This is a genomic window from Prauserella aidingensis, from assembly GCF_024171865.1.
In the GTDB taxonomy this organism is placed as follows: Bacteria; Actinomycetota; Actinomycetes; order Mycobacteriales; family Pseudonocardiaceae; genus Prauserella; species Prauserella aidingensis.
Genome location: NZ_JAMTCN010000022.1, coordinates 1 through 16770, shown reverse-complemented (window position 1 = coordinate 16770; position 16770 = coordinate 1). Strand labels below are relative to the sequence as shown.

20 protein-coding genes and 1 pseudogene are annotated in these 16770 nt (G+C 69.6%); 11 read left to right on the top strand and 10 right to left on the bottom strand.

Annotated elements, in window-relative coordinates; translation table 11 throughout:
* The first annotated feature begins 39 nt into the window (after positions 1 to 39).
* Complete coding sequence (locus LY13_RS19260) at positions 40 to 609, top strand: HK97 family phage prohead protease (RefSeq protein WP_253830000.1); 570 nt, start codon at positions 40 to 42, stop codon at positions 607 to 609.
* Entirely contained in the window at positions 599 to 1738 is a 1140-nt protein-coding gene (locus LY13_RS19255; RefSeq protein ID WP_253829999.1) for a phage major capsid family protein, read from the top strand. The genes LY13_RS19260 and LY13_RS19255 overlap by 11 nt, the downstream gene beginning before the upstream one ends.
* A gap of 817 nt (positions 1739 to 2555) precedes the next feature.
* Here LY13_RS19255 and LY13_RS19250 read toward each other — a convergent pair.
* The 3 genes from LY13_RS19250 to LY13_RS19240 are packed head-to-tail and all read right to left on the bottom strand — an operon-like array spanning position 2556 to position 3465.
* Positions 2556 to 2765, bottom strand: coding sequence for a hypothetical protein (locus LY13_RS19250; RefSeq protein WP_253829998.1), 210 nt, complete (start codon positions 2763 to 2765; stop codon positions 2556 to 2558).
* On the bottom strand, positions 2762 to 3163 hold the full coding sequence (locus LY13_RS19245; RefSeq protein ID WP_253829997.1) for a hypothetical protein: 402 nt from the start codon (positions 3161 to 3163) through the stop codon (positions 2762 to 2764). Before LY13_RS19245 ends, LY13_RS19250 begins: the two co-directional genes overlap by 4 nt.
* Positions 3160 to 3465, bottom strand: a complete 306-nt coding sequence (locus LY13_RS19240) for a hypothetical protein (RefSeq protein WP_253829996.1) — start codon at positions 3463 to 3465, stop codon at positions 3160 to 3162. Before LY13_RS19240 ends, LY13_RS19245 begins: the two co-directional genes overlap by 4 nt.
* A 499-nt stretch (positions 3466 to 3964) precedes the next feature.
* On the opposite strand from LY13_RS19240, the gene LY13_RS19235 reads away from it, so the two are divergent.
* Positions 3965 to 4522, top strand: a complete 558-nt coding sequence (locus LY13_RS19235; RefSeq protein WP_253829995.1) for a DoxX family protein — start codon at positions 3965 to 3967, stop codon at positions 4520 to 4522.
* Positions 4523 to 4723: 201 nt separating this feature from the next.
* Positions 4724 to 5125 (top strand): DUF4190 domain-containing protein, encoded by a 402-nt coding sequence (locus LY13_RS26020; protein ID WP_253829994.1) that lies wholly within the window; start codon positions 4724 to 4726, stop codon positions 5123 to 5125.
* Here the strand turns inward: LY13_RS26020 and LY13_RS19225 are convergent.
* Positions 5122 to 6450, bottom strand: a complete 1329-nt coding sequence (locus LY13_RS19225; RefSeq protein WP_253829993.1) for an acetyl-CoA C-acetyltransferase — start codon at positions 6448 to 6450, stop codon at positions 5122 to 5124. The two genes, LY13_RS26020 and LY13_RS19225, sit on opposite strands and share 4 nt — an antisense overlap.
* Positions 6451 to 6643: 193 nt before the next feature.
* Between LY13_RS19225 and LY13_RS19220 the strand changes: the two genes are divergently transcribed.
* Together LY13_RS19220 and LY13_RS19215 are read left to right on the top strand one after the other, a co-directional pair.
* Positions 6644 to 7990, top strand: a complete 1347-nt coding sequence (locus tag LY13_RS19220) for a 3-oxoacyl-ACP reductase (protein WP_253829992.1) — start codon at positions 6644 to 6646, stop codon at positions 7988 to 7990.
* 1 nt (position 7991) lies between these two features.
* Positions 7992 to 8837, top strand: a complete 846-nt coding sequence (locus tag LY13_RS19215) for a MaoC family dehydratase (protein ID WP_253829991.1) — start codon at positions 7992 to 7994, stop codon at positions 8835 to 8837.
* Here LY13_RS19215 and LY13_RS26015 read toward each other — a convergent pair.
* Complete coding sequence (locus LY13_RS26015) at positions 8824 to 9804, bottom strand: GlxA family transcriptional regulator (protein WP_253829990.1); 981 nt, start codon at positions 9802 to 9804, stop codon at positions 8824 to 8826. The genes LY13_RS19215 and LY13_RS26015 overlap by 14 nt on opposite strands.
* Before the next feature lie 149 nt (positions 9805 to 9953).
* Between LY13_RS26015 and LY13_RS19205 the strand changes: the two genes are divergently transcribed.
* Positions 9954 to 10601, top strand: a complete 648-nt coding sequence (locus LY13_RS19205) for an isochorismatase family protein (RefSeq protein ID WP_253829989.1) — start codon at positions 9954 to 9956, stop codon at positions 10599 to 10601.
* 115 nt (positions 10602 to 10716) lie between these two features.
* On the opposite strand, the gene LY13_RS19200 is transcribed toward LY13_RS19205, so the two are convergent.
* The gene (locus LY13_RS19200; protein WP_253829988.1) at positions 10717 to 11580 is read right to left on the bottom strand and encodes an NmrA family NAD(P)-binding protein; all 864 of its coding nucleotides are present in this window, start codon (positions 11578 to 11580) and stop codon (positions 10717 to 10719) included.
* Positions 11581 to 11730: 150 nt separating this feature from the next.
* Between LY13_RS19200 and LY13_RS19195 the strand changes: the two genes are divergently transcribed.
* A complete protein-coding gene (locus LY13_RS19195; RefSeq protein ID WP_253829987.1) occupies positions 11731 to 12309 on the top strand; it encodes a TetR/AcrR family transcriptional regulator in 579 nt (192 codons plus the stop codon).
* A gap of 13 nt (positions 12310 to 12322) precedes the next feature.
* Here the strand turns inward: LY13_RS19195 and LY13_RS19190 are convergent, their stop codons facing one another.
* Both LY13_RS19190 and LY13_RS25720 read right to left on the bottom strand, forming a co-directional pair.
* Positions 12323 to 12973 (bottom strand): TetR/AcrR family transcriptional regulator, encoded by a 651-nt coding sequence (locus LY13_RS19190; RefSeq protein ID WP_253829986.1) that lies wholly within the window; start codon positions 12971 to 12973, stop codon positions 12323 to 12325.
* Entirely contained in the window at positions 12970 to 13092 is a 123-nt protein-coding gene (locus LY13_RS25720; protein ID WP_301299370.1) for a hypothetical protein, read from the bottom strand. Before LY13_RS25720 ends, LY13_RS19190 begins: the two co-directional genes overlap by 4 nt.
* Before the next feature lie 554 nt (positions 13093 to 13646).
* Here LY13_RS25720 and LY13_RS19185 point away from each other — a divergent pair.
* Positions 13647 to 13943, top strand: coding sequence for a hypothetical protein (locus LY13_RS19185; RefSeq protein WP_253829985.1), 297 nt, complete (start codon positions 13647 to 13649; stop codon positions 13941 to 13943).
* A gap of 625 nt (positions 13944 to 14568) precedes the next feature.
* Complete coding sequence (locus LY13_RS19180; RefSeq protein WP_253829984.1) at positions 14569 to 15123, top strand: SCP2 sterol-binding domain-containing protein; 555 nt, start codon at positions 14569 to 14571, stop codon at positions 15121 to 15123.
* Between the two features lie 15 nt (positions 15124 to 15138).
* On the opposite strand, the gene LY13_RS19175 is transcribed toward LY13_RS19180, so the two are convergent.
* Positions 15139 to 15606: a VOC family protein gene (locus LY13_RS19175; RefSeq protein WP_253829983.1), complete on the bottom strand. Its 468-nt coding sequence runs from the start codon at positions 15604 to 15606 to the stop codon at positions 15139 to 15141.
* A 160-nt stretch (positions 15607 to 15766) separates the two neighbouring features.
* On the opposite strand from LY13_RS19175, the gene LY13_RS19170 reads away from it, so the two are divergent.
* Positions 15767 to 16318 carry an FxsA family protein gene (locus LY13_RS19170; protein ID WP_253829982.1) on the top strand — a complete coding sequence of 184 codons (552 nt, stop codon included), beginning with the start codon at positions 15767 to 15769 and terminating at the stop codon, positions 16316 to 16318.
* Positions 16319 to 16600: 282 nt separating this feature from the next.
* Here the strand turns inward: LY13_RS19170 and LY13_RS19165 are convergent.
* A pseudogene (locus LY13_RS19165) lies at positions 16601 to 16770 on the bottom strand (peptidase M20); the annotation flags it as partial.

Below are 16770 nucleotides of genomic sequence, written 5' to 3'. Positions count from 1 at the left end.
CGGCGAACGGTTGTCCGTTGCTGCCTGGGAGATGCCCATATGAGTGCCGATTTGCTGATCTTCTCTGCTGAGTTCGCTCTGGATGAGGGCGGCCAGTCCCGCATGTTGCGGGGGCTGGCCGTGCCGTACAGCACGGCGTCCTCTCCGACCGTGTTTCAGGGCGAGCCGCAGCGTCACCGGTTCCAGCCCGGCGCGTTCGCACGGTCGATCTCCGAGCGGGGGTCGAAGGTGCGCCTGTTCGTGGAGCACGACACGCAGCGGTTGCCGATCGGGCGGGCGGTGGATTTCGACGACACCGCCGAGGGGTTGCGGGTCGGTTTCGAGTTCGCGAGTACCGCCTCGGGTGATGAGGCGTTGCAGTTGGTGCGCGACGGCTACGTGAGCGGCTTGTCGGTGGGGGTGGATCCGTTGCGGTTCACCGAGGACCGGCGGGGCGATCTGGTGCACAGCGAGGCCCGGCTGCGGGAGGTGTCGCTGGTGAACGAGCCGGCGTTCGCGGGTGCGGGGTTCTCCGGTGACGGCAGCGGCGAGCACCGCAAGGGTCTGAACATCATGCAGGCGCGGCTGCGGCTGCGCCTGGCCGAGAAGGGATTCATCCATGGGTACTGAGACATCCGAGGTGGAGCGTGAGCGGTTGATCGTGGAGGCGCGGCAGTTGCTTGCCGACGCCGGCGGCGACGCGCTCGACGAGCAGGCGACGACGCGGTTCTCGGAGATCGAGCATCAGCTCGACCGGTTGCGCGACGAGCAGGACCAGCGGCCGGGGTTCGTCGATCCGACGGCGCGTCCGCTGCCGGGGGACGGTGAGCGCCGCGACCCGTTGGCCGACTACGGCGTGATGGAAGGCGTGCCGAGTCTGACGCCGACCCGTTCGGACATGGCTGGCCTGTTCCGCGCGGCGAGTCAGCGCCAGCCATTGAAGGTGGGCACGCCGGCGTTGAGTTTCGCCACGGTCGGCACCGCCGACGCGGGCAGTTCGGAACAGTGGGCTGTGCGGGAGAATCAGCCGGTGTCGATTCGCCGGCTGGCGGAGTTCGCCGCGCTGGGCTCGGAAACGGTCGACGTGGGGTCGCGGGTGACGTTCCCGGTGTTCGGTGACGGTTCGGCCACCACCGCCGATGAGGGATCGGCGAAGGGCGAGTACGACAACATCACCTCCGGTGACGCGTCGCCGAAGATCATCGCCGCGTGGACCGATGTGACGATGCAGCTGCGTTCGATGGGCGGGTTCGAGGGCCGGTTGCGGCGCAAGCTGTCGGCGCTGATCGCGCGCCGGGAGGATGAGCTGCTGATCACCACGGCGCTGGGCACGGACGGCATCCAGACCCACACCGCCGGCAGTGGCGAGTCCAAGACGACCAGCGTGCTGGCCGGCGCGACGATGGTGGTCGACTCCGCGGTGGGCGCCGACCCCGACGTGATCGTGATGAATCCGGAAGACGTCGTCGACGTGTTCGACGGGTCGGTGGGCATGTCCGGCGAGTCCCCGGAGAACGCGCTGCGGCTGACGCTGCACGGTCTGCGGGTCTACCCGTCGTCGGCGGTCGGCGCGGGTACCGCCCTGGTGGGCTCGTGGCGCGCGGCGTCTCAGCTCGTCGTGGGACTGTCGCCGACGTTCATGGTCGATCCGTACTCGCAGATGAAGAACAACATCGTGACCATCCTCGGTGAGGAAGCGGTGAACCTCGCCGTCGACGAGCCGGACGGTTTCGCCGAGATCACGTTCGACACCGCGTAACGCGCACCCTGGCAGGCGCGCACAGAAAGGCGGCCACCCGTCCCCACTGTCTCCGGGGGCGGGTGGCCGCTTTCGCGTCTGCTGGCGCCGTGTGTGCCCGTTCGGTGGCGCGGTGGTGTGAACCCCTGGCCGCCGGGGTTGCGGGCCGCACAGACACGCTCAGCGCCAGAACGGTGACATATGTAGTGGATAGGGCACGGCCGGCAAAGGGTGTCACCACTGTGGACACCCTTGGCGCTCGCGAACGACCGGAGGGGTCTGTTTAGTAAACAGGCCCTCGTGCCCGCGCACGCGGGGACGGCGTGATCTCGCAGGTGCGTCATATGACGCACCTGCCCCTCGTGCCCGCGCACGCGGGGACGGCACCGACGATTTCACCGTCTACTAAACAGGGAAACCTCGCGCACGTGGCGGGCGGCGCAACGTACACGCGCACTGTGGGGGTTGAGGGTGCGCAGAGGTGCGTACCCCTGCCGCTCGCCCGGATTTGGACACACTGAAGGGCCCTTCCCCTGGTCCCTGCCGGGACGTTCCCACACCATTCGCGTCACCGCCCGCACGACCGGCCGCGCGTCGACTGTGGACGCGCGGCGTGCGGATATGTCGCCCGGAGCCGTGGCCTGCGGCCCGGGAGCCCTGCGCTCGTCAGGGTGGTTTACGAGCGGACCCGTCTTACCCGCGCGCGGTCGTGTACGGCGACCGGCAACGGGCGGTGATCCCGGCGGACGGTGTCAAGGAAACCGGGAATCGCCGGCACACTGCCGACAAGGCCGACGACGTCAGCGGGTCTGACGTCGTCGACGTTGCGGGCAGGTGCTCAGGACTTCGGGCGGCCCCTCAGTCGGCCGTCCGGGCCGGCGCCGAGGTAGTCCGTCGTGGCCTCGTTGATCACGGCTTCGGTGTTCTCGTCGACGGTCTGGCAGCGGGGGCACAACGCCCCGACGACCACGCCGTCCTCGACGGTGATGTTCCAGTCACCGCGGCCGCGGTAGGGCCGGCGGCACCGGCTGCACTTCCATGTCGTCACGACCCATCACCCCCGATGCGGGCGACCAGCGCGGCCACAGCGCGCTTGCGGGTCGGGTATTCGAGTTCGGAGGACCAGCGGGCGGCGGTGTCGCCGTCCTGCCGCCAGCAGGCCCACCAGCGGCGTCCGCCGTACCGGTGGCCGCGCCACGGGGCGCCGTCACCGACCCAACCGACCCACTCGCCGTCGACGGTGACGCGGTAGGCCACGGTGCCGCCCTCGTGCATCGCCTCGACACGTTCCAGCGCCTCGCCGGTGCTGAGGTGGGTGGACCGGATGCCGCCGGCGCCGGCGGGAGGGGCACCGCGGTGCTCGTCGAGGCGTGCGCGAATGTCGGAGAGCCGGCGTTCGACGGCGTCGAGCTCGCCGCGCAGCGCGTGCAGATCGTCGCCGGTCATCGCTGCTCACCGCCCATCGCGGCGACGCGCAGCTTGGCGGCGAACACGCGCACGTCGGCCGCGGTGAGCCCGTCCGGCTCGGCGTGCTGCTGCATCCGCGCCGCCAACACCCGCACGTCGTCAAGGCGGCTCAGCACGTCGAGCTCGTGCAGCGTCACGGCGTCGCCGGCGCCCTGCTGGTGATGGGCCATCAAGCCCTTGTACGCATCGGCCTTGCGTCGCCAGTGGCGGGAACGCAACGCGAACGTGAGAGCAGTCGCGACGAGTAGTGCGCACGCGACCGCGAGACCTATGGTGAGCACGGGCCGAGGTCCCTTCTCGGTCAAGGCCCCCGGAGCGGTGTTGTGAGCACCACCGGGGGCCGCCTTGTTAGCGCAAGGACCCCGGTCCTGGTTCGGGATAGTTCACCATCGCCGCTGCTCGCCGACCTGCAACAACACGTGATTAGCAAGCCGCACTGCGCGGTTCTATTCAGTGACTATCCGAACCGGCTGCGTGAGGTGGCCGCGGAGTACGGCTTCAAACTCCCGAAGCGCTACCGCCGCTGACACGTCCTGTCGACGCTCCTGACGACGCCCCCAGGGGCACATTGGTTGCGTTGAGTGCCACCAATGTGCCCCTGGGGGCTCCTCCATACCGTTCTCTACCACTGTCTAGTCGCATCGCTAGAAAGTGGTAGAGAGCGGGAGACGGGTGTCGCTGGGTAGGTTTGGAACAGAGATCTTCGGAAGATCCGTAGAGAGATCTCAGCCGACCAGAAGTTCGCCCAGCGCGACTCCCCGTTCGACCGGAGGAACACCGATGATCCTGCGCCGTGTGGCCCGGCCCCTGCTCGCCGCCGTCTTCATCTCGGGTGGACTGAACGCCCTCCGCCAGGCGGAGGGACACGCCCAGGTCGCGGAGCCGTTCCTCAGTGAGAACGTGCTGCCGGTGGCCGAGGCGCTGCCCGTGGAGACCGACCCCGTGGCCGTCGTGAAGTTCGACGGTGCGGTGAAGGTCGCGGCGGGCACGATGCTCGCGCTCGGCAGGTTCCGCAGGTTGTCGTCGCTGGCGCTGCTCACCAGCATCACCGCGACCACCGTGGCGGGACACCCGTTCTGGGAGAAGACCGACGAGGGCGAGCGCGCTCAGGAACAGGTCCAGTTCCTCAAGAACGCCGGCCTGGCGGGCGGGCTGATCCTGGCGATGGCCGACACCGAGGGCAAACCGTCCGTCGGCTGGCGCGCCAAGCGCGCCGCCCGCAAGGCGCGCAAGCAGGTTGCCGACACCACGGATTCGTTGCAGCACACGACCGTCAAGGCGAAGGGCAAGGCCGAGAGCAAGCTCGACAAGGCGGGCAAGGCCGTCACCGCCCGCTGATCACTCACCGGCGCCCACTCCCCGCTGACCCACCCCCGGCGCCTACTCCCGCGCTCGACCGGTCGTGGCCGTAGCGCGGACGCCACCCGTGGGTGTGACCACACCCACGGGTGGCTGCCTCGGAACGGGCTCACGCGGCGGCGTACCGGGCCGCGCCCGTACCGAGCGGTACGCCGCCGTCCACCGTGAGAAGATCCGTTCGTGTCCGATCCGAACGAGCCGCAGTACGGCGGCCCGATGCCGCCCGAGCCGCAGCCGTACCCGTACGCCGCACCGCCGAGTCAGCCGTACGGGCCGTACCCACCGGGTCAGCCGTACGGGCCCTATCCGCAGGGCCAGCCGTACGGGCCGTACCCGCCTGCGTGGGCGCCGCGGCCGACCAACGGTATGGCCGTGGCCTCGATGGTGCTCGGGATCCTGTGGCTGTACTGGCTCGGCAGCATCCTCGCGCTGATCTTCGGCTACATCGCGAAGAGCCAGATCAAGCAACGGAACGAGGGCGGCGAGGGGATGGCCACGGCGGGCATCGTGCTCGGCTGGGTCGGCGTCGGCATCCTGCTCGCGATACTGGGGGTCGCCGCCGTGAGCATCGCCGTCGACTAGCGTTCGAGGATCGCCGTGATGCCCTGACCGCCCGCGGCGCAGATGGAGATCAGGCCGCGGCCCGAGCCCTTCTCCGCCAGCAGCTTGGCGAGGGTGCCCACGATGCGGCCGCCGGTGGCGGCGAACGGGTGCCCCGCGGCGAGCGACGAACCGTTGACGTTCAGCTTCGCGCGGTCGATCGAGCCGACCGGCTCGTCGCGCCCCAGCTTCTCCTTGGCGAACGTCGGGTCCTCCCACGCCTTCAGCGTGGCCAGTACCTGTGACGCGAACGCCTCGTGGATCTCGTAGAAGTCGAAGTCGCCGAGCGCCAGGCCGGCACGGTCGAGCATCCTCGGCACCGCGTAGGCGGGCGCCATGAGCAGGCCCTCGTCGCCGTGCACGTAGTCCACGGCGGCGGTCTGCGAGAACGTCAGGTACGCCAGCACGGGCAGGTTGTGCGCCTTGGCCCATTCCTCGGTGGCGAGCAGCACGGCGGAGGCGCCGTCGGACAGCGGCGTCGAGTTGCCCGCCGTCATCGTGCCGTCCTTGCCGCCGAACACGGGCTTCAGCTTGCCGAGCTTCTCGGCCGTCGAGTCCGCGCGCAGGTTCTGGTCGCGCGTCTGGCCGAGGAACGGCGTGAGCAGGTCGTCGAAGAAGCCCGCGTCGTAGGCCGCCGCGAGGCGCTGGTGGCTCGTGGCGGCGAGTTCGTCCTGGTCGGCGCGCTGGATGTCCCACGAGTTCGCCGTCAGCGAGGCGTGCTCGCCCATCGACAGGCCGGTGCGCGGCTCGGCGTTCTGCGGGATCTCCGGGACGATGTGGCCGGGCCGGAGCTTGCCGAGCAGCTTGAGCCGCTGCCCCATCGTCTTCGCGGAGTTGAGCTTCACGAGCACGCGGCGCAGGTCGTCGTTGACGGCCAGCGGGGCGTCGCTGGTGGTGTCGACGCCGCCCGCGATCGCCGAGTCGATCTGGCCGAGCGCGATCTTGTTCGCCGTGTTGACGATGGCCTGCAGCCCGGTGCCGCACGCCATCTGCACGTCGGCCGCGGGCGTGGTCGGTGCCAGCCTGCTGCCGAGCACGACCTCACGGGCCAGGTTGAAGTCGCGCGAGTGCTTGAGCACCGCGCCCGCGGCGACCTCGCCCAGCTCTTCGTCCTGCAGCGCGTAGCGGCTGACGAGGCCGTCGACGGTGGCGGTGAGCATGTCCTGGTTGGAGGCGTTCGCGTACGGGCCGTTGGACCGTGCGAACGGGATCCGGTTCGCTCCGACGATCGCGACCCTGCGCGCGGTCGGCGCCTTCGGCTTGCTCGACCGGGCCTTGCCGCCGCTCGGCTTCTCCGCTGAGGTCATGACTTCCTCCTGCTGGCTGGGCTCGCTCCTGCTGGCTGGTACAGGGCTTCGCTGATGTCGTGGGCGCTGGGCGGCCTGTGCACTGGTCAGTGTCGGGTCGCGCTCTCGGCCTCGCGAGTCCGAGTGTAACTTACTGGCGAGTAGGTTAGGGTGTGAGGCAACAGGCACTCAGACGAAGGCGGTGACGCAGCCGATGGCGGACAAGTATCAAGAGTTCACCACGAGCGCGGTGGGCAAGTTCCTGGTTCCGAAGCTCGGCCTGCCCAACCCGCCGAAACTGCGGCGCTACCGTCCGGGTGAGCCGCCGCTGGCGGGCCCGGCGTTGCTCGGTGCGGCGCCCGGCGGCCGGCTCGAGAAGACCCTCACCAAGCAGATCGGTGCCGCGGGCATCGACGTGCTCACCGCGGCGGCGGGCGACGACACCCGCTACGGCGCGCTCGTTTTCGACGCCACCGGTATCAAGGACCCGGAGCAGCTGCGGGAGCTGTACGCCTTCTACCAGCCCGTGATCCGCAAGGTCGCCCCGTCGGCGCGCGTGGTCGTGCTCGGCACGCCGCCGGAACTGGTCGGCGGCCGCGAGCGCATCGCCCAGCGCGCGCTCGAAGGCTTCACCCGGTCGGTGGGCAAGGAGCTCAAGCGCGGCGCGACCGCCCAGCTCGTGTACGTCGCCGAAGGTGCCGAGGAGGCCACCGAGTCGACGATCCGATTCCTGCTGTCGGCCAAGTCGGCGTTCGTCGCGGGCCAGGTCATCCGCGTCGGCACCGGCGGCGTGACGACCGCGACCGCGCCGGAGAACTGGGACACACCCCTCGAAGGCAAGACGGCCCTGGTCACGGGTGCCTCCCGCGGCATCGGCGCCGCGATCGCCGAGACCCTCGCCCGCGACGGTGCCCACGTCGTCGTGCTCGACATCCCGGCGCAGGGCGCCGACCTCTCGCAGGTCGCCAACAAGATCGGCGGCTCCGCGCTGCAGCTCGACATCACGGCGGGCGACGCGCCCGCAAAGCTCGCCGAGTACCTCACCGAGCGTCACGGCGGTGTCGACATCGTCGTCCACAACGCGGGCATCACGCGCGACAAGACGCTCGGCAACCTCACCGACAAGGCATGGGACTCGGTGCTGAGCGTTAACCTCGTCTCGCAGCTCGCCGTCAACGACAAGCTCGTCGCCGACAAGGTGCTCAGCACGGGCGGCCGCATCATCGGCGTGTCCTCGATGGCCGGCATCGCAGGCAACGTGGGCCAGACCAACTACGCCGCCAGCAAGGCGGGCGTCATCGGCATGGTCGACGACACGGCGCCGCGGCTGGCCGACCACGGCGCCACGATCAACGCCGTCGCACCCGGTTTCATCGAGACGCAGATGACCGCCGCGGTGCCGATCATGATCCGCGAGTTCGGCCGCAGGCTGTCGGCGCTGTCGCAGGGCGGTCTGCCGATCGACGTCGCCGAGACGATCGCCTGGTACGCCAACCCGGCGTCGGCCGCGGTCAACGGCAACGTCGTGCGCGTGTGCGGCCAGGCGTTCCTGGGGGCGTGACATGACGGTCAAGGAGCTCGACAGCGCCCCGAACGTGGCGGCGCTGTACCCGAAGGTCGTGCTCGGCGGACTGCGCAAGAGCGGGGGCGACCGGCTGCCGGACGTGGAGTTCGTGCGCACCGGTGTCGTCGCCGACCCCGGCGAGCTCGCCGCCTACAACCAGGTGTGCGGCTTCCGGCTCTCCGACGAACTGCCGATCACCTACCCGCACGTCCAGGCGTTCGGCATGCAGATGGCCCTCATGGCCGAACCGTCCTTCCCGTTCCCCCTGCTCGGCATGGTGCACGTCGCCAACCGCATCACCCAGTACCGGCCGGTCCGGCTCGGCGAGGCGGTGACGCTGCGCGTGCGCGTGGCCGACCTGCGCCCGCACGAGAAGGGCACGCAGTTCGACGTCATCAGCGAGGCGCTGGCGGGCGACGACGTCGTGTGGTCGGACGTGAGCACGTACCTGCGGCGGGGCGGCGGTTCCGGCTCCGGTGGCGGCGGGCAGCAGCTCGCGGCGCCGACGCCCGGTGCGATCTGGCGGGTGCCCGGTGACATCGGGCGCCGCTACGCCGAGGTGTCCGGCGACCGCAACCCCATCCACCTGCACCCGCTGACGGCGAAGGCGTTCGGCTTTCCCTCCGCGATCGCCCACGGCATGTGGACGAAGGCCCGCGCGCTGGCCGCGTTCGAGGGCAGGCTGCCCGAGGCCTACACGGTCGACGTCAAGTTCAAGCTGCCGGTGCTGCTGCCCGCGAAGGTGGCGTTCACGGCCTGGCGCACCGACGACGGCAATGCCTTCGAGGTGTGGAACGCGCGCAAGCCGAAGCCGCACCTGTCGGGCACGATCACGCACCTGTAGTCGGCGCGGGCCCGGTTCCGTCCGCAGTGGCGTGGAAGCGTCGGCGGTACTGCGAGGGCGAGATCGTGAACCGGGCGGAGAAGTTCTGCCGCATCGTCACCGCGCTGCCGAAGCCGCAGTCCACGGCGATCCGGTCGATCGGCAGCTCGCTGGTCTCCAGTAGTCGGCGGGCCTCGTCCAGTCGGCGCGTGCGCACCCATGCGGCAGGGGTCGCACCCGTCGCCGCGCGGAACGCCCGCACGAACGTGCGTGTGCTCATGTGGACGGTGGCGGCCAGCCGCTCGACCGGCAACGGTTCCGCGAGCCGCTGCTCGGCCCACTCCATCGAGCGGGAGATCGCGTCGCCTTCCGACCGCGGAGGCATGGGGCGTTCGATGTACTGGGCCTGCCCGCCCTCGCGGTGTGGTGCGATGACCAGGCTGCGGGCGACCTTGTTGGCGGCGGTCGCACCGAGGCGCGAGCGGACCAGGTGCAGGCACGCGTCCAGCTCGGAGGCGGTACCCGCCGAGGTGAGGACGTCGCCGTGGTCGATGTACAGCACGGAGTCGTCGAGATCGAGTTCGGGGTGTCGCTGCGACAGCAGGTCGAAGGCCTGCCAGTGCGTGACGGCCGCGCGTCCGGTGAGCAGACCGGCGTCGACGACGGGGATCGCGCCGAGGCAGAGCCCGACGACCGTCGCGCCGGCCTCGTGCGCGGTTGTCAGTGTCGTGCGCACGGCCGCGCCGGCCGGACGGCCGTCGAAGAACCAGGACGGCATCACGACGACGTCCGCCTCTCGGGCCTCGTCGAGTCCGGCCAGGTCCCCGATGCGGTAGCCCTCCGCGGTGCGGATCGTGGGGGCGCCGTCGCCGAACAGGAACGTCGTCCAGGTTCCGAGGCCCTGATGGGCGACCTCGTCGAAGACGAGTTGCGGTACCGAGAGGTGGAACATCGTGACGTCGTCGAACGCGTAGATCCCGATCCGCACCCGTCACCTCCGTAATGGCGTGAACTCATCGTATGTCGGCATTCACGCCACTCGCCGGTCGGCGGCAACATCGCGACGATCGGTTGTGCGGCGTCCTCAGCGGCGCAGCGACACCAGTCCGAGCTCGATTCCGGTCCAAGGAGGACTCCGTGACCACCCCTCGACGTGCCCTCGTCGTCATCGATGTCCAGCAGGTCTACTTCGACGGCCCGTTGGAGATCCAGTACCCGCCGCACACGGAATCGCTGGCCCGTGTCACCCAGGCCATCGACGCCGCCGACGCCGGCGGGATCCCCGTCGCCGCGGTGCAGCACACCATGGGCGAGGACGCGCCCCTGTTCAACCCGACCCAGCCCGACTACCAGCTGCACCCTGAGATCGCCCGCCGTCGCGGTGACGGCTGGAAACACGTCGTCAAGCAGAACAGCTCGATCTATGCCGGCACCGACGTCGCCGACTGGTTGCGTGGTCACGACGTCGACACCGTCACCCTGGTCGGCTACATGACCAACAACTGCGTCCTGGCCTCCGCGGTGGAGGCCGAGTACCTGGGATTCGCCACCGAGGTGCTCGCGGACGCGACCGGTGCGATCAACCTGGCCAATGACGCCGGTGCGGCGGACGCCGAGACGGTGCACACGACACTGATGACGCTGCTCAACTCCAACTGGGCCGCCGTCGCCTCGACGGAGGACTGGGTCCGAGCACTCGAAGCGCGGCAACCCCTGCCGAAGGGCGACCTGGGCAGCTCGGCCGTCGACGGTGCTCGGCGGGCCGCGCGGGCCACCGCGGTCTGAACCGGCACCTGTCGCCGGGTCGGCGGTCGCCTGGGCCGCCACCTGCGATCCGCAGCGCACGTTCCCCTCGCCGGTGCCGCGTTCGATGCGCGTACCCGGCGAGGGGTGACGCACGTCAGGTCGCGATGTGGTCGATGACCTGCTGGGCGGCGCTGCGGGGCTCGCGGCCGAACAGGTCGCCCAGCAGCGGGGCGGGCTCCGCGTAGGAGCCGTTCCGGCTGGCACGGAACATGCCGAGCGTCATCTCGGCCACGAACTCCGGCATGCCCTCCGCGATCCGGCCGGCGAGCCACTGCGCATCGTCGACGACGACGCGTTCGATCGTGCGGCCGGTCGCTTCGGTCAGGATCGCGGCGAAATCGTGGAGGGTGACGGGCGGCGCGGCGAGGGTCACGGGGCCGTCGAACGGACGGTCCCCGGCGAGGATGACCGCTGCGGCCTCGGCGAGGTCTCGGCGATCGGTCCACGGGATGGGGCCGGCGGCCGGTTGTGCGATCACGCCGGTCTGCCGCCATGGGCCCAGCAACTGGTCGAGGTCGCCGAAGAAGCCGTTGCGCAGCGCGGTCCACGTGACCCCGGCATTGGTGAGGGCGGCACCGGCGAGGGTGGCCTCGGTGGCGGCGTGCATGGCAGCCGGAGGGTACGAGGTGTCCACGGGGTTCTGCTGGCTGGTGTAGAGGATCCGGGTGGCACCGGCCGCGACGGCGGCCTCGATCGCCGCGCGGTGCTGGCCGACGACATCGGCCGACATGTCGCTGGAGCTCACCAGTAGCACCTGCTCGGCGCCCTCGAAGGAATCGCGTAGCGCGACAGGATCGTCGTAGGAGCCCTGCCGCACCCGTATGCCGTGTTCGGCGAGGTGCTGCGCCTTGGTGACGTCGCGGACGCTGACCCCGATGTTTTCGGCCGGTACGCGGTCGAGGAGATGCTCGACGGTGGCCCCGTTGAGAGTGCCGGTTGCGCCCGTCACAACGATCATTCCGGCGACCTTTCCCAGGGGTCGCGCCGAGGTCCATCGGCCCGCCCCTGTAACTTGACTCTGTCGGTCAGTTTTGTCTCGCCTGTCAACGGTAGATAAACTGACGAAGCGGGTCAACTTGCGGTGTTCGGTCGAGGTGGGAGGTGAGGCATGACCGACGCGCCTGAGGGGTCTCGGCTGCGCGCCGATGCCAAGCGCAACGCAGAGCAGATTCGTCGTGCCGCGATCGATGCGTTCCGCGGCCGGGGCCTTGCCGTTCCCCTGGAAGACGTGGCCAAGGCCGCGGGCGTGAGCAAGGCGACGGTCTTCAACAGGTTCGGCGGCCGGATCGGACTCATCGAGGCCGTCATCGAAGAACTCGTCGCGAACGAGCTGTACGCCGTCATCGACCACGCCAGGACCATCGCGAACGCGGGTGAGCGGATCGCGTACTACATCACCGCGATTCGCGAAATCCAATACCGCCAGCCCGCCGCCAACGACGTGCTGCTTCAGATGTACCCCGAATCGCAGCAGCTCATGGCGATCTGCCACGTGGCAGGCGAGTTCAACGCCGAGGTCATCGCCGCGGGTCACGTGTCGGGTGAGCTCCGACCGGAGTTCCGGGCCGACGATCTGCAGGCGCTCATCCACGATGGTGCGCTCGCACTCAAGTACGGAACCCGGCCTTCCGCGGCCGATTACGAACGCCGCACCACGTTCCTCCTCGACGGGATCCGCCGGTCGTGACGACAGGGGGCGGTCAGCTGGGCCGCCACACCTGCCCTTCGACGAGGTCGTTGAAGCCCAGCCACGTCAGGTTCATCAGCCAGGACGCGAGCACGCCGGGTGACAGGTCCGGGTGGTCCAGCCACCAGTCGGCCAGCGCTTCGGCCGCACCCACGAGTGCGGCGGCCATGCCCTCGCCGGAGAACTCCGCCTGCTCGCCGAGACCCTTGCGAGAGCCCTCCGACACCACGAGCTTGGTCACCATCTCGATCGCGTGGGAGCGCAACGCGTTGATCTCCGAGGCGAAGGTGCCGCCCACGGCGAGCGCCTGCTGGTGCAGCACCGTCCACGACGCGCGGTGCTCGGCGACGAATCCGTAGAACGCGCGCAGTCCCGTCCAGAGCTGCATGTCGGCGGCGGCGTCGACGTCGATGCCCGTCTGCACGGCGTCGATCAACCGGTTCGCCTCGCGGCGGATGCACTGGAGGAACAGGTCCTCCTTCGAGCCCAGGTAGCTGTAGATCATCGGCTTGGACACGCCCGCGACCTCGGACACCTCGTCCATCGATGCGGGGTGGTAGCCGTGGCGGGCGAACACCGTGACGGCGGCGTCGAGGATCTGCTTCTCCCGCACCGCCCTCGGCAGGCGTTTCGACTTCTCCGCCTGCGGCCGGCTCTCCGTCACGCTTCCTCCCTGTCGATGTACCCGTCGGCGTCGCCCAGTGCAGCCCGGTGCAGTGCCGTGCCGTGCAGTGCCGTGCAGTGCAGTGCAGTGCCGTGCAGTTGCGGCAGGAGGCCCTGCACCGCTGCTCGTGCTCGCGCTACGAGATCCCTGCGACGAGACCCCTGCGACAGACCGCTGCGTAACCTTACGCGGCGCCTGCCACCCGTGTCCGCGAGAACTGCGAGTGACTCTCGCCAACGTGCGGTACGGGACTCGGCGCCGCCCGCCCCTCGACCCGGCCGTGTGGCGAGGATCCGCCGCCCGCCGACGTGACGGTACCTGCTGCGTACGGCGGTGCGACTATCGGAAACTGTTTCCGGGCGAGAATTTCCGGTCAGCCAAAAATTGTATCGGTGAAGAATGTCTCGCCCCTTCTTCGCCTGGTGGCGCCTTGAAATGTGGCCGCGCACCGGCTTGAACCTCCCTTCCTGAGTACGTTGATTCGGACGAGGAGGGCGCTGTTGCGCCACCGTTGTGAGAAGGCGGTTCCGCCCACGGTTGGCAGGTTTTTCGAGGTGGGCCGGACGCCGCCTGCTGCGCCCGATTTCACAGGCGCAGTTGTCCGCATTCCGGACGTGGCCCGAGTGTCTGCGGAGAGCGGAATGTGTTCCCCACGAACTGTTTCGGGGTCCTGATGGCTACCTGTGTCGCGACGTTCGAGCTCGACCTCACCGGGGCCGACGGCCGCACCGGCTGGATCATCCCTGCCACCGACGAGCACCGCACGCCGGTGCAGGCCGTGGACATCCCGGACGCCGACGAATGGGAAAGCTGGGAACACGGTGTCGACGCTGCGCTGGTTCGCGCCGGCTGGGTGCGCACGGGTCCGTTCCTCTACAGCGGCCCCGGTGTCACGGCCCGGCTGGTGCGCATCCCCGGGGAGTCTCCCCGTTCGCATTGCGTACCGAGGGAACGGGCGCCGTGGCGTTGACCGCCGTGGTGTTGACCGCCGTGGTGTTGACCCGAGTGGCGCCGGGGTGTCGAGGAGGTGTCGGGCCGTGAAGTGGAAGGACCCCGCACGCCCGGTCAGTCGCGGGGAGGGTGGGCGTGCGAGGCCTCTTCCGCCGCATCGCCGGCCGAGGGGGAGAATCGAGCGGACCGGCGGCGCGGCATTCCGGAAAATCCGGACCGTCCGAAACTAAGTCGACCACTTTTCGTTGTCATCCGCCATTCGGGTCCCGGCGTGATGTGATCGACGGTACGGAATTCGAGAATAATCCGGCCCCGGCCGGTCGGTCGCAATCCGTACATCTCCCCGGAATGTATTGTGATGCGAACCTTTTCGTCAGAAATGTCTTGCCTGAAAGGGGTGCGGCGGGCGCGTGAGGGTCTTCTCCTCCGGTTTTCGTCGGGAGGTTCGGGAATGCCTCCGCAGGATTCGTCGCCGGTGAACACGGGCGATCTGTGACGGAACCGACCGGGACGACAGCGGCCCCGCGACGCGCCTCGACCCGGTGGTAACGCCGCGTGACGACTCTCCCCGGCGTCATCCCCGGCGCCAGGAGTACCCGGCAGGTGCATTTGCCGGGCTGTATACCCCTGAGTAACCTGACGCCGTGCCGACGGGAAGTGTGCTCGACGAGTTCGCGCGCAGCATCGACGTGGGGGTCCTGAGCACCGAACAGTTCCTCCGCGTGCTGGAGACGCTGCACATGCTGGACGCCACCGGGTCGGGCATCGAGCTCAGTTCGTTGTCCACGGAGGTGCTGGCCGAGGTCGTGGCCGGGGCGTCGAAGGAGCAGCTCCGCGGGCTGGCGCGGCATCCGCAGTTGCGTGCGCTGTTCCTCGAAGAGGTGTTCCGTCGCATGGCCGACCACTTCAACGCCGAACGCGCCGGCGACGCCGACATCGTCGTGACCTGGCGATTCCCCAACGGCGACGACTTCGACCGCTACCAGACGGTCATCGAGGACGGGCGTTGCGTGTCGACCGCCGACTGCGTGCTCACGCCCGACACGACGATCACCGCGCAGTTCGAGGACTTCCTCCGCGTGGCCACCGGCAACGCCCGTCCGGCGTCGCAGTTCATGAGGGGACGGCTCAAGGTCAAGGGCGACTACACGCCCGCCGTGCGCATGCTCGGCTTCTTCGACCTCCCCGGAGCGGCCTGACAGCCGCTCACCTCGTCACTCGCCGTAGGCGACGATCTCGCCGCGCTCCCCGAAGGCGACCCGCTCGTTGTAGGCGATCTCCCAGCGGTTGCCCTCGGGATCGGCGAAGTAGGCCGACCTGCCGCCCCACTTGCGTTCCTGCGGCTCGGCGACGGCTCCCGCGCCGGCCCACAGGGCCGTCTCGTAGGCTTCTTCGACCTTCTCGGGGCTGTCGACGTTCACGGCAAGCGTGAACCCGGAACCGTACATACCGGCGCCCGTCTCCTCGGCGAGCGTCGCACGCGGATACAGCGCCAGCACGACACCGCCGAGCAGGAAGCCGGCCCAGTCGTCGCTGCTGCCGGGCACCTCCTCCCAGCCGAGCGCACGGTAGAACTCGCGGAGCTCGCCGATGTTGCCTGCGGCCACCGTGACCACGCTCATCTGCGGCGGCACGGTCCGTTCGGCCTCGGTGGTGGTGGTGGGTTCGTTCGCTTCGGTCATGGTCACCGATTGTGCCCGCCCCGGATGCGCCGTCGACCACCCATACCCGGTGCTGTCGAGCTGGTCCGGAGATGACCGGTTTGGGCGGATGTGGCGGGCCCGGGCTTCACGCGGTGATCACGACCAGGATCAAAACGGACGTCCCGTACGTTGACCCGATATGGCCGTTCTGCTCTTGCTGTACGTGATCGCCGAGGTGGCCGCCGTGTGGACGGTGGCGTCCCTCATCGGCTTCCTCCCGACCATCGGACTGCTGATCGCGGGTGCGTTCGTCGGGTCGTGGCTGGCGCGCCGCGAGGGAGGCAAGGCGATGCGCGCGTTCAGCGCGACGGCGCGTTCCGGGAAGTCGCCGCACGAGGAGATCACCGACGGCATGCTCGTCGGCGTGGGCGGCATGGTGATCCTGCTGCCCGGATTCGTCAGCGACGTCATCGGCCTGCTGTTCCTGATTCCGCCGACGCGCAAGGTCGTGCGGAGGGCATGGCTGCGCCGTGCGGAGAAGCGTGCGCCGGTGGGCGGGGCCGCCTACGGCCGAGGCCCGTTCGGCCCTGGCATGCGCAGCCGGGTGATCGTCGTCGACAGCGAGGTCGTGTCCGACGGACCCGATGCGGACGGCACCTCCGGCGAGCGTGGCCGTTCCGGCTCCGGCGAGCGTGGCCGTTCCGGCGACGACGACCGAGACGACGGCCCGCCCCGCATCATCGAAGGCTGACGGAGGGCCGGTCCCGGCCTGCGACGCCACGTGGCTCGCGACGTCGCAGGCCGGTCAGGTTCCGTGCCCGCCCGCCCGGAAAACGCAGTCGCGCGGTAGCGCGTCGTTGAGGGGCGGTGGCCGGGTGACGGGTGGGAGCAACACGACCCCCGGAATCCGCAACACGACCCCCGGAATCCGCAACACGACCCCCGGAATCCGCAACACGACCCCCGGAATCCGCAACACGACCCCCGGAATCCGCAACACGGTCCCGGGGATCCGCAACACGCGCGGTGTTCGTCAGCCGCGGGCGTGGGCGTCCAGGAAGTGGGCGACCGCCTCGGTGACCCGGGTGGCCTGCGGGACGTGCAGCCACTCGTCGGGCACGTGGGCGTTCGAGTCCGGCCCGAGCGCACCCGTGACGAGGAACTGCGCCTCCGGGTACTTCTCGCCGAGCAGGCCCATGAACG

Bases quoted from the DNA above. Each gene is read 5' to 3' on its own strand.
- LY13_RS19260 (WP_253830000.1), top strand. From the start codon at position 40: ATGAGTGCCGATTTGCTGATCTTCTCTGCTGAGTTCGCTCTGGATGAG.
- LY13_RS19255 (WP_253829999.1), top strand. From the start codon at position 599: ATGGGTACTGAGACATCCGAGGTGGAGCGTGAGCGGTTGATCGTGGAG.
- LY13_RS19245 (WP_253829997.1), bottom strand. From the start codon at position 3,163: ATGACCGGCGACGATCTGCACGCGCTGCGCGGCGAGCTCGACGCCGTC.
- LY13_RS19235 (WP_253829995.1), top strand. From the start codon at position 3,965: ATGATCCTGCGCCGTGTGGCCCGGCCCCTGCTCGCCGCCGTCTTCATC.
- LY13_RS19225 (WP_253829993.1), bottom strand. From the start codon at position 6,450: ATGACCTCAGCGGAGAAGCCGAGCGGCGGCAAGGCCCGGTCGAGCAAG.
- LY13_RS19220 (WP_253829992.1), top strand. From the start codon at position 6,644: ATGGCGGACAAGTATCAAGAGTTCACCACGAGCGCGGTGGGCAAGTTC.
- LY13_RS19215 (WP_253829991.1), top strand. From the start codon at position 7,992: ATGACGGTCAAGGAGCTCGACAGCGCCCCGAACGTGGCGGCGCTGTAC.
- LY13_RS19200 (WP_253829988.1), bottom strand. From the start codon at position 11,580: ATGATCGTTGTGACGGGCGCAACCGGCACTCTCAACGGGGCCACCGTC.
- LY13_RS19195 (WP_253829987.1), top strand. From the start codon at position 11,731: ATGACCGACGCGCCTGAGGGGTCTCGGCTGCGCGCCGATGCCAAGCGC.
- LY13_RS19185 (WP_253829985.1), top strand. From the start codon at position 13,647: ATGGCTACCTGTGTCGCGACGTTCGAGCTCGACCTCACCGGGGCCGAC.
- LY13_RS19175 (WP_253829983.1), bottom strand. From the start codon at position 15,606: ATGACCGAAGCGAACGAACCCACCACCACCACCGAGGCCGAACGGACC.
- LY13_RS19170 (WP_253829982.1), top strand. From the start codon at position 15,767: ATGGCCGTTCTGCTCTTGCTGTACGTGATCGCCGAGGTGGCCGCCGTG.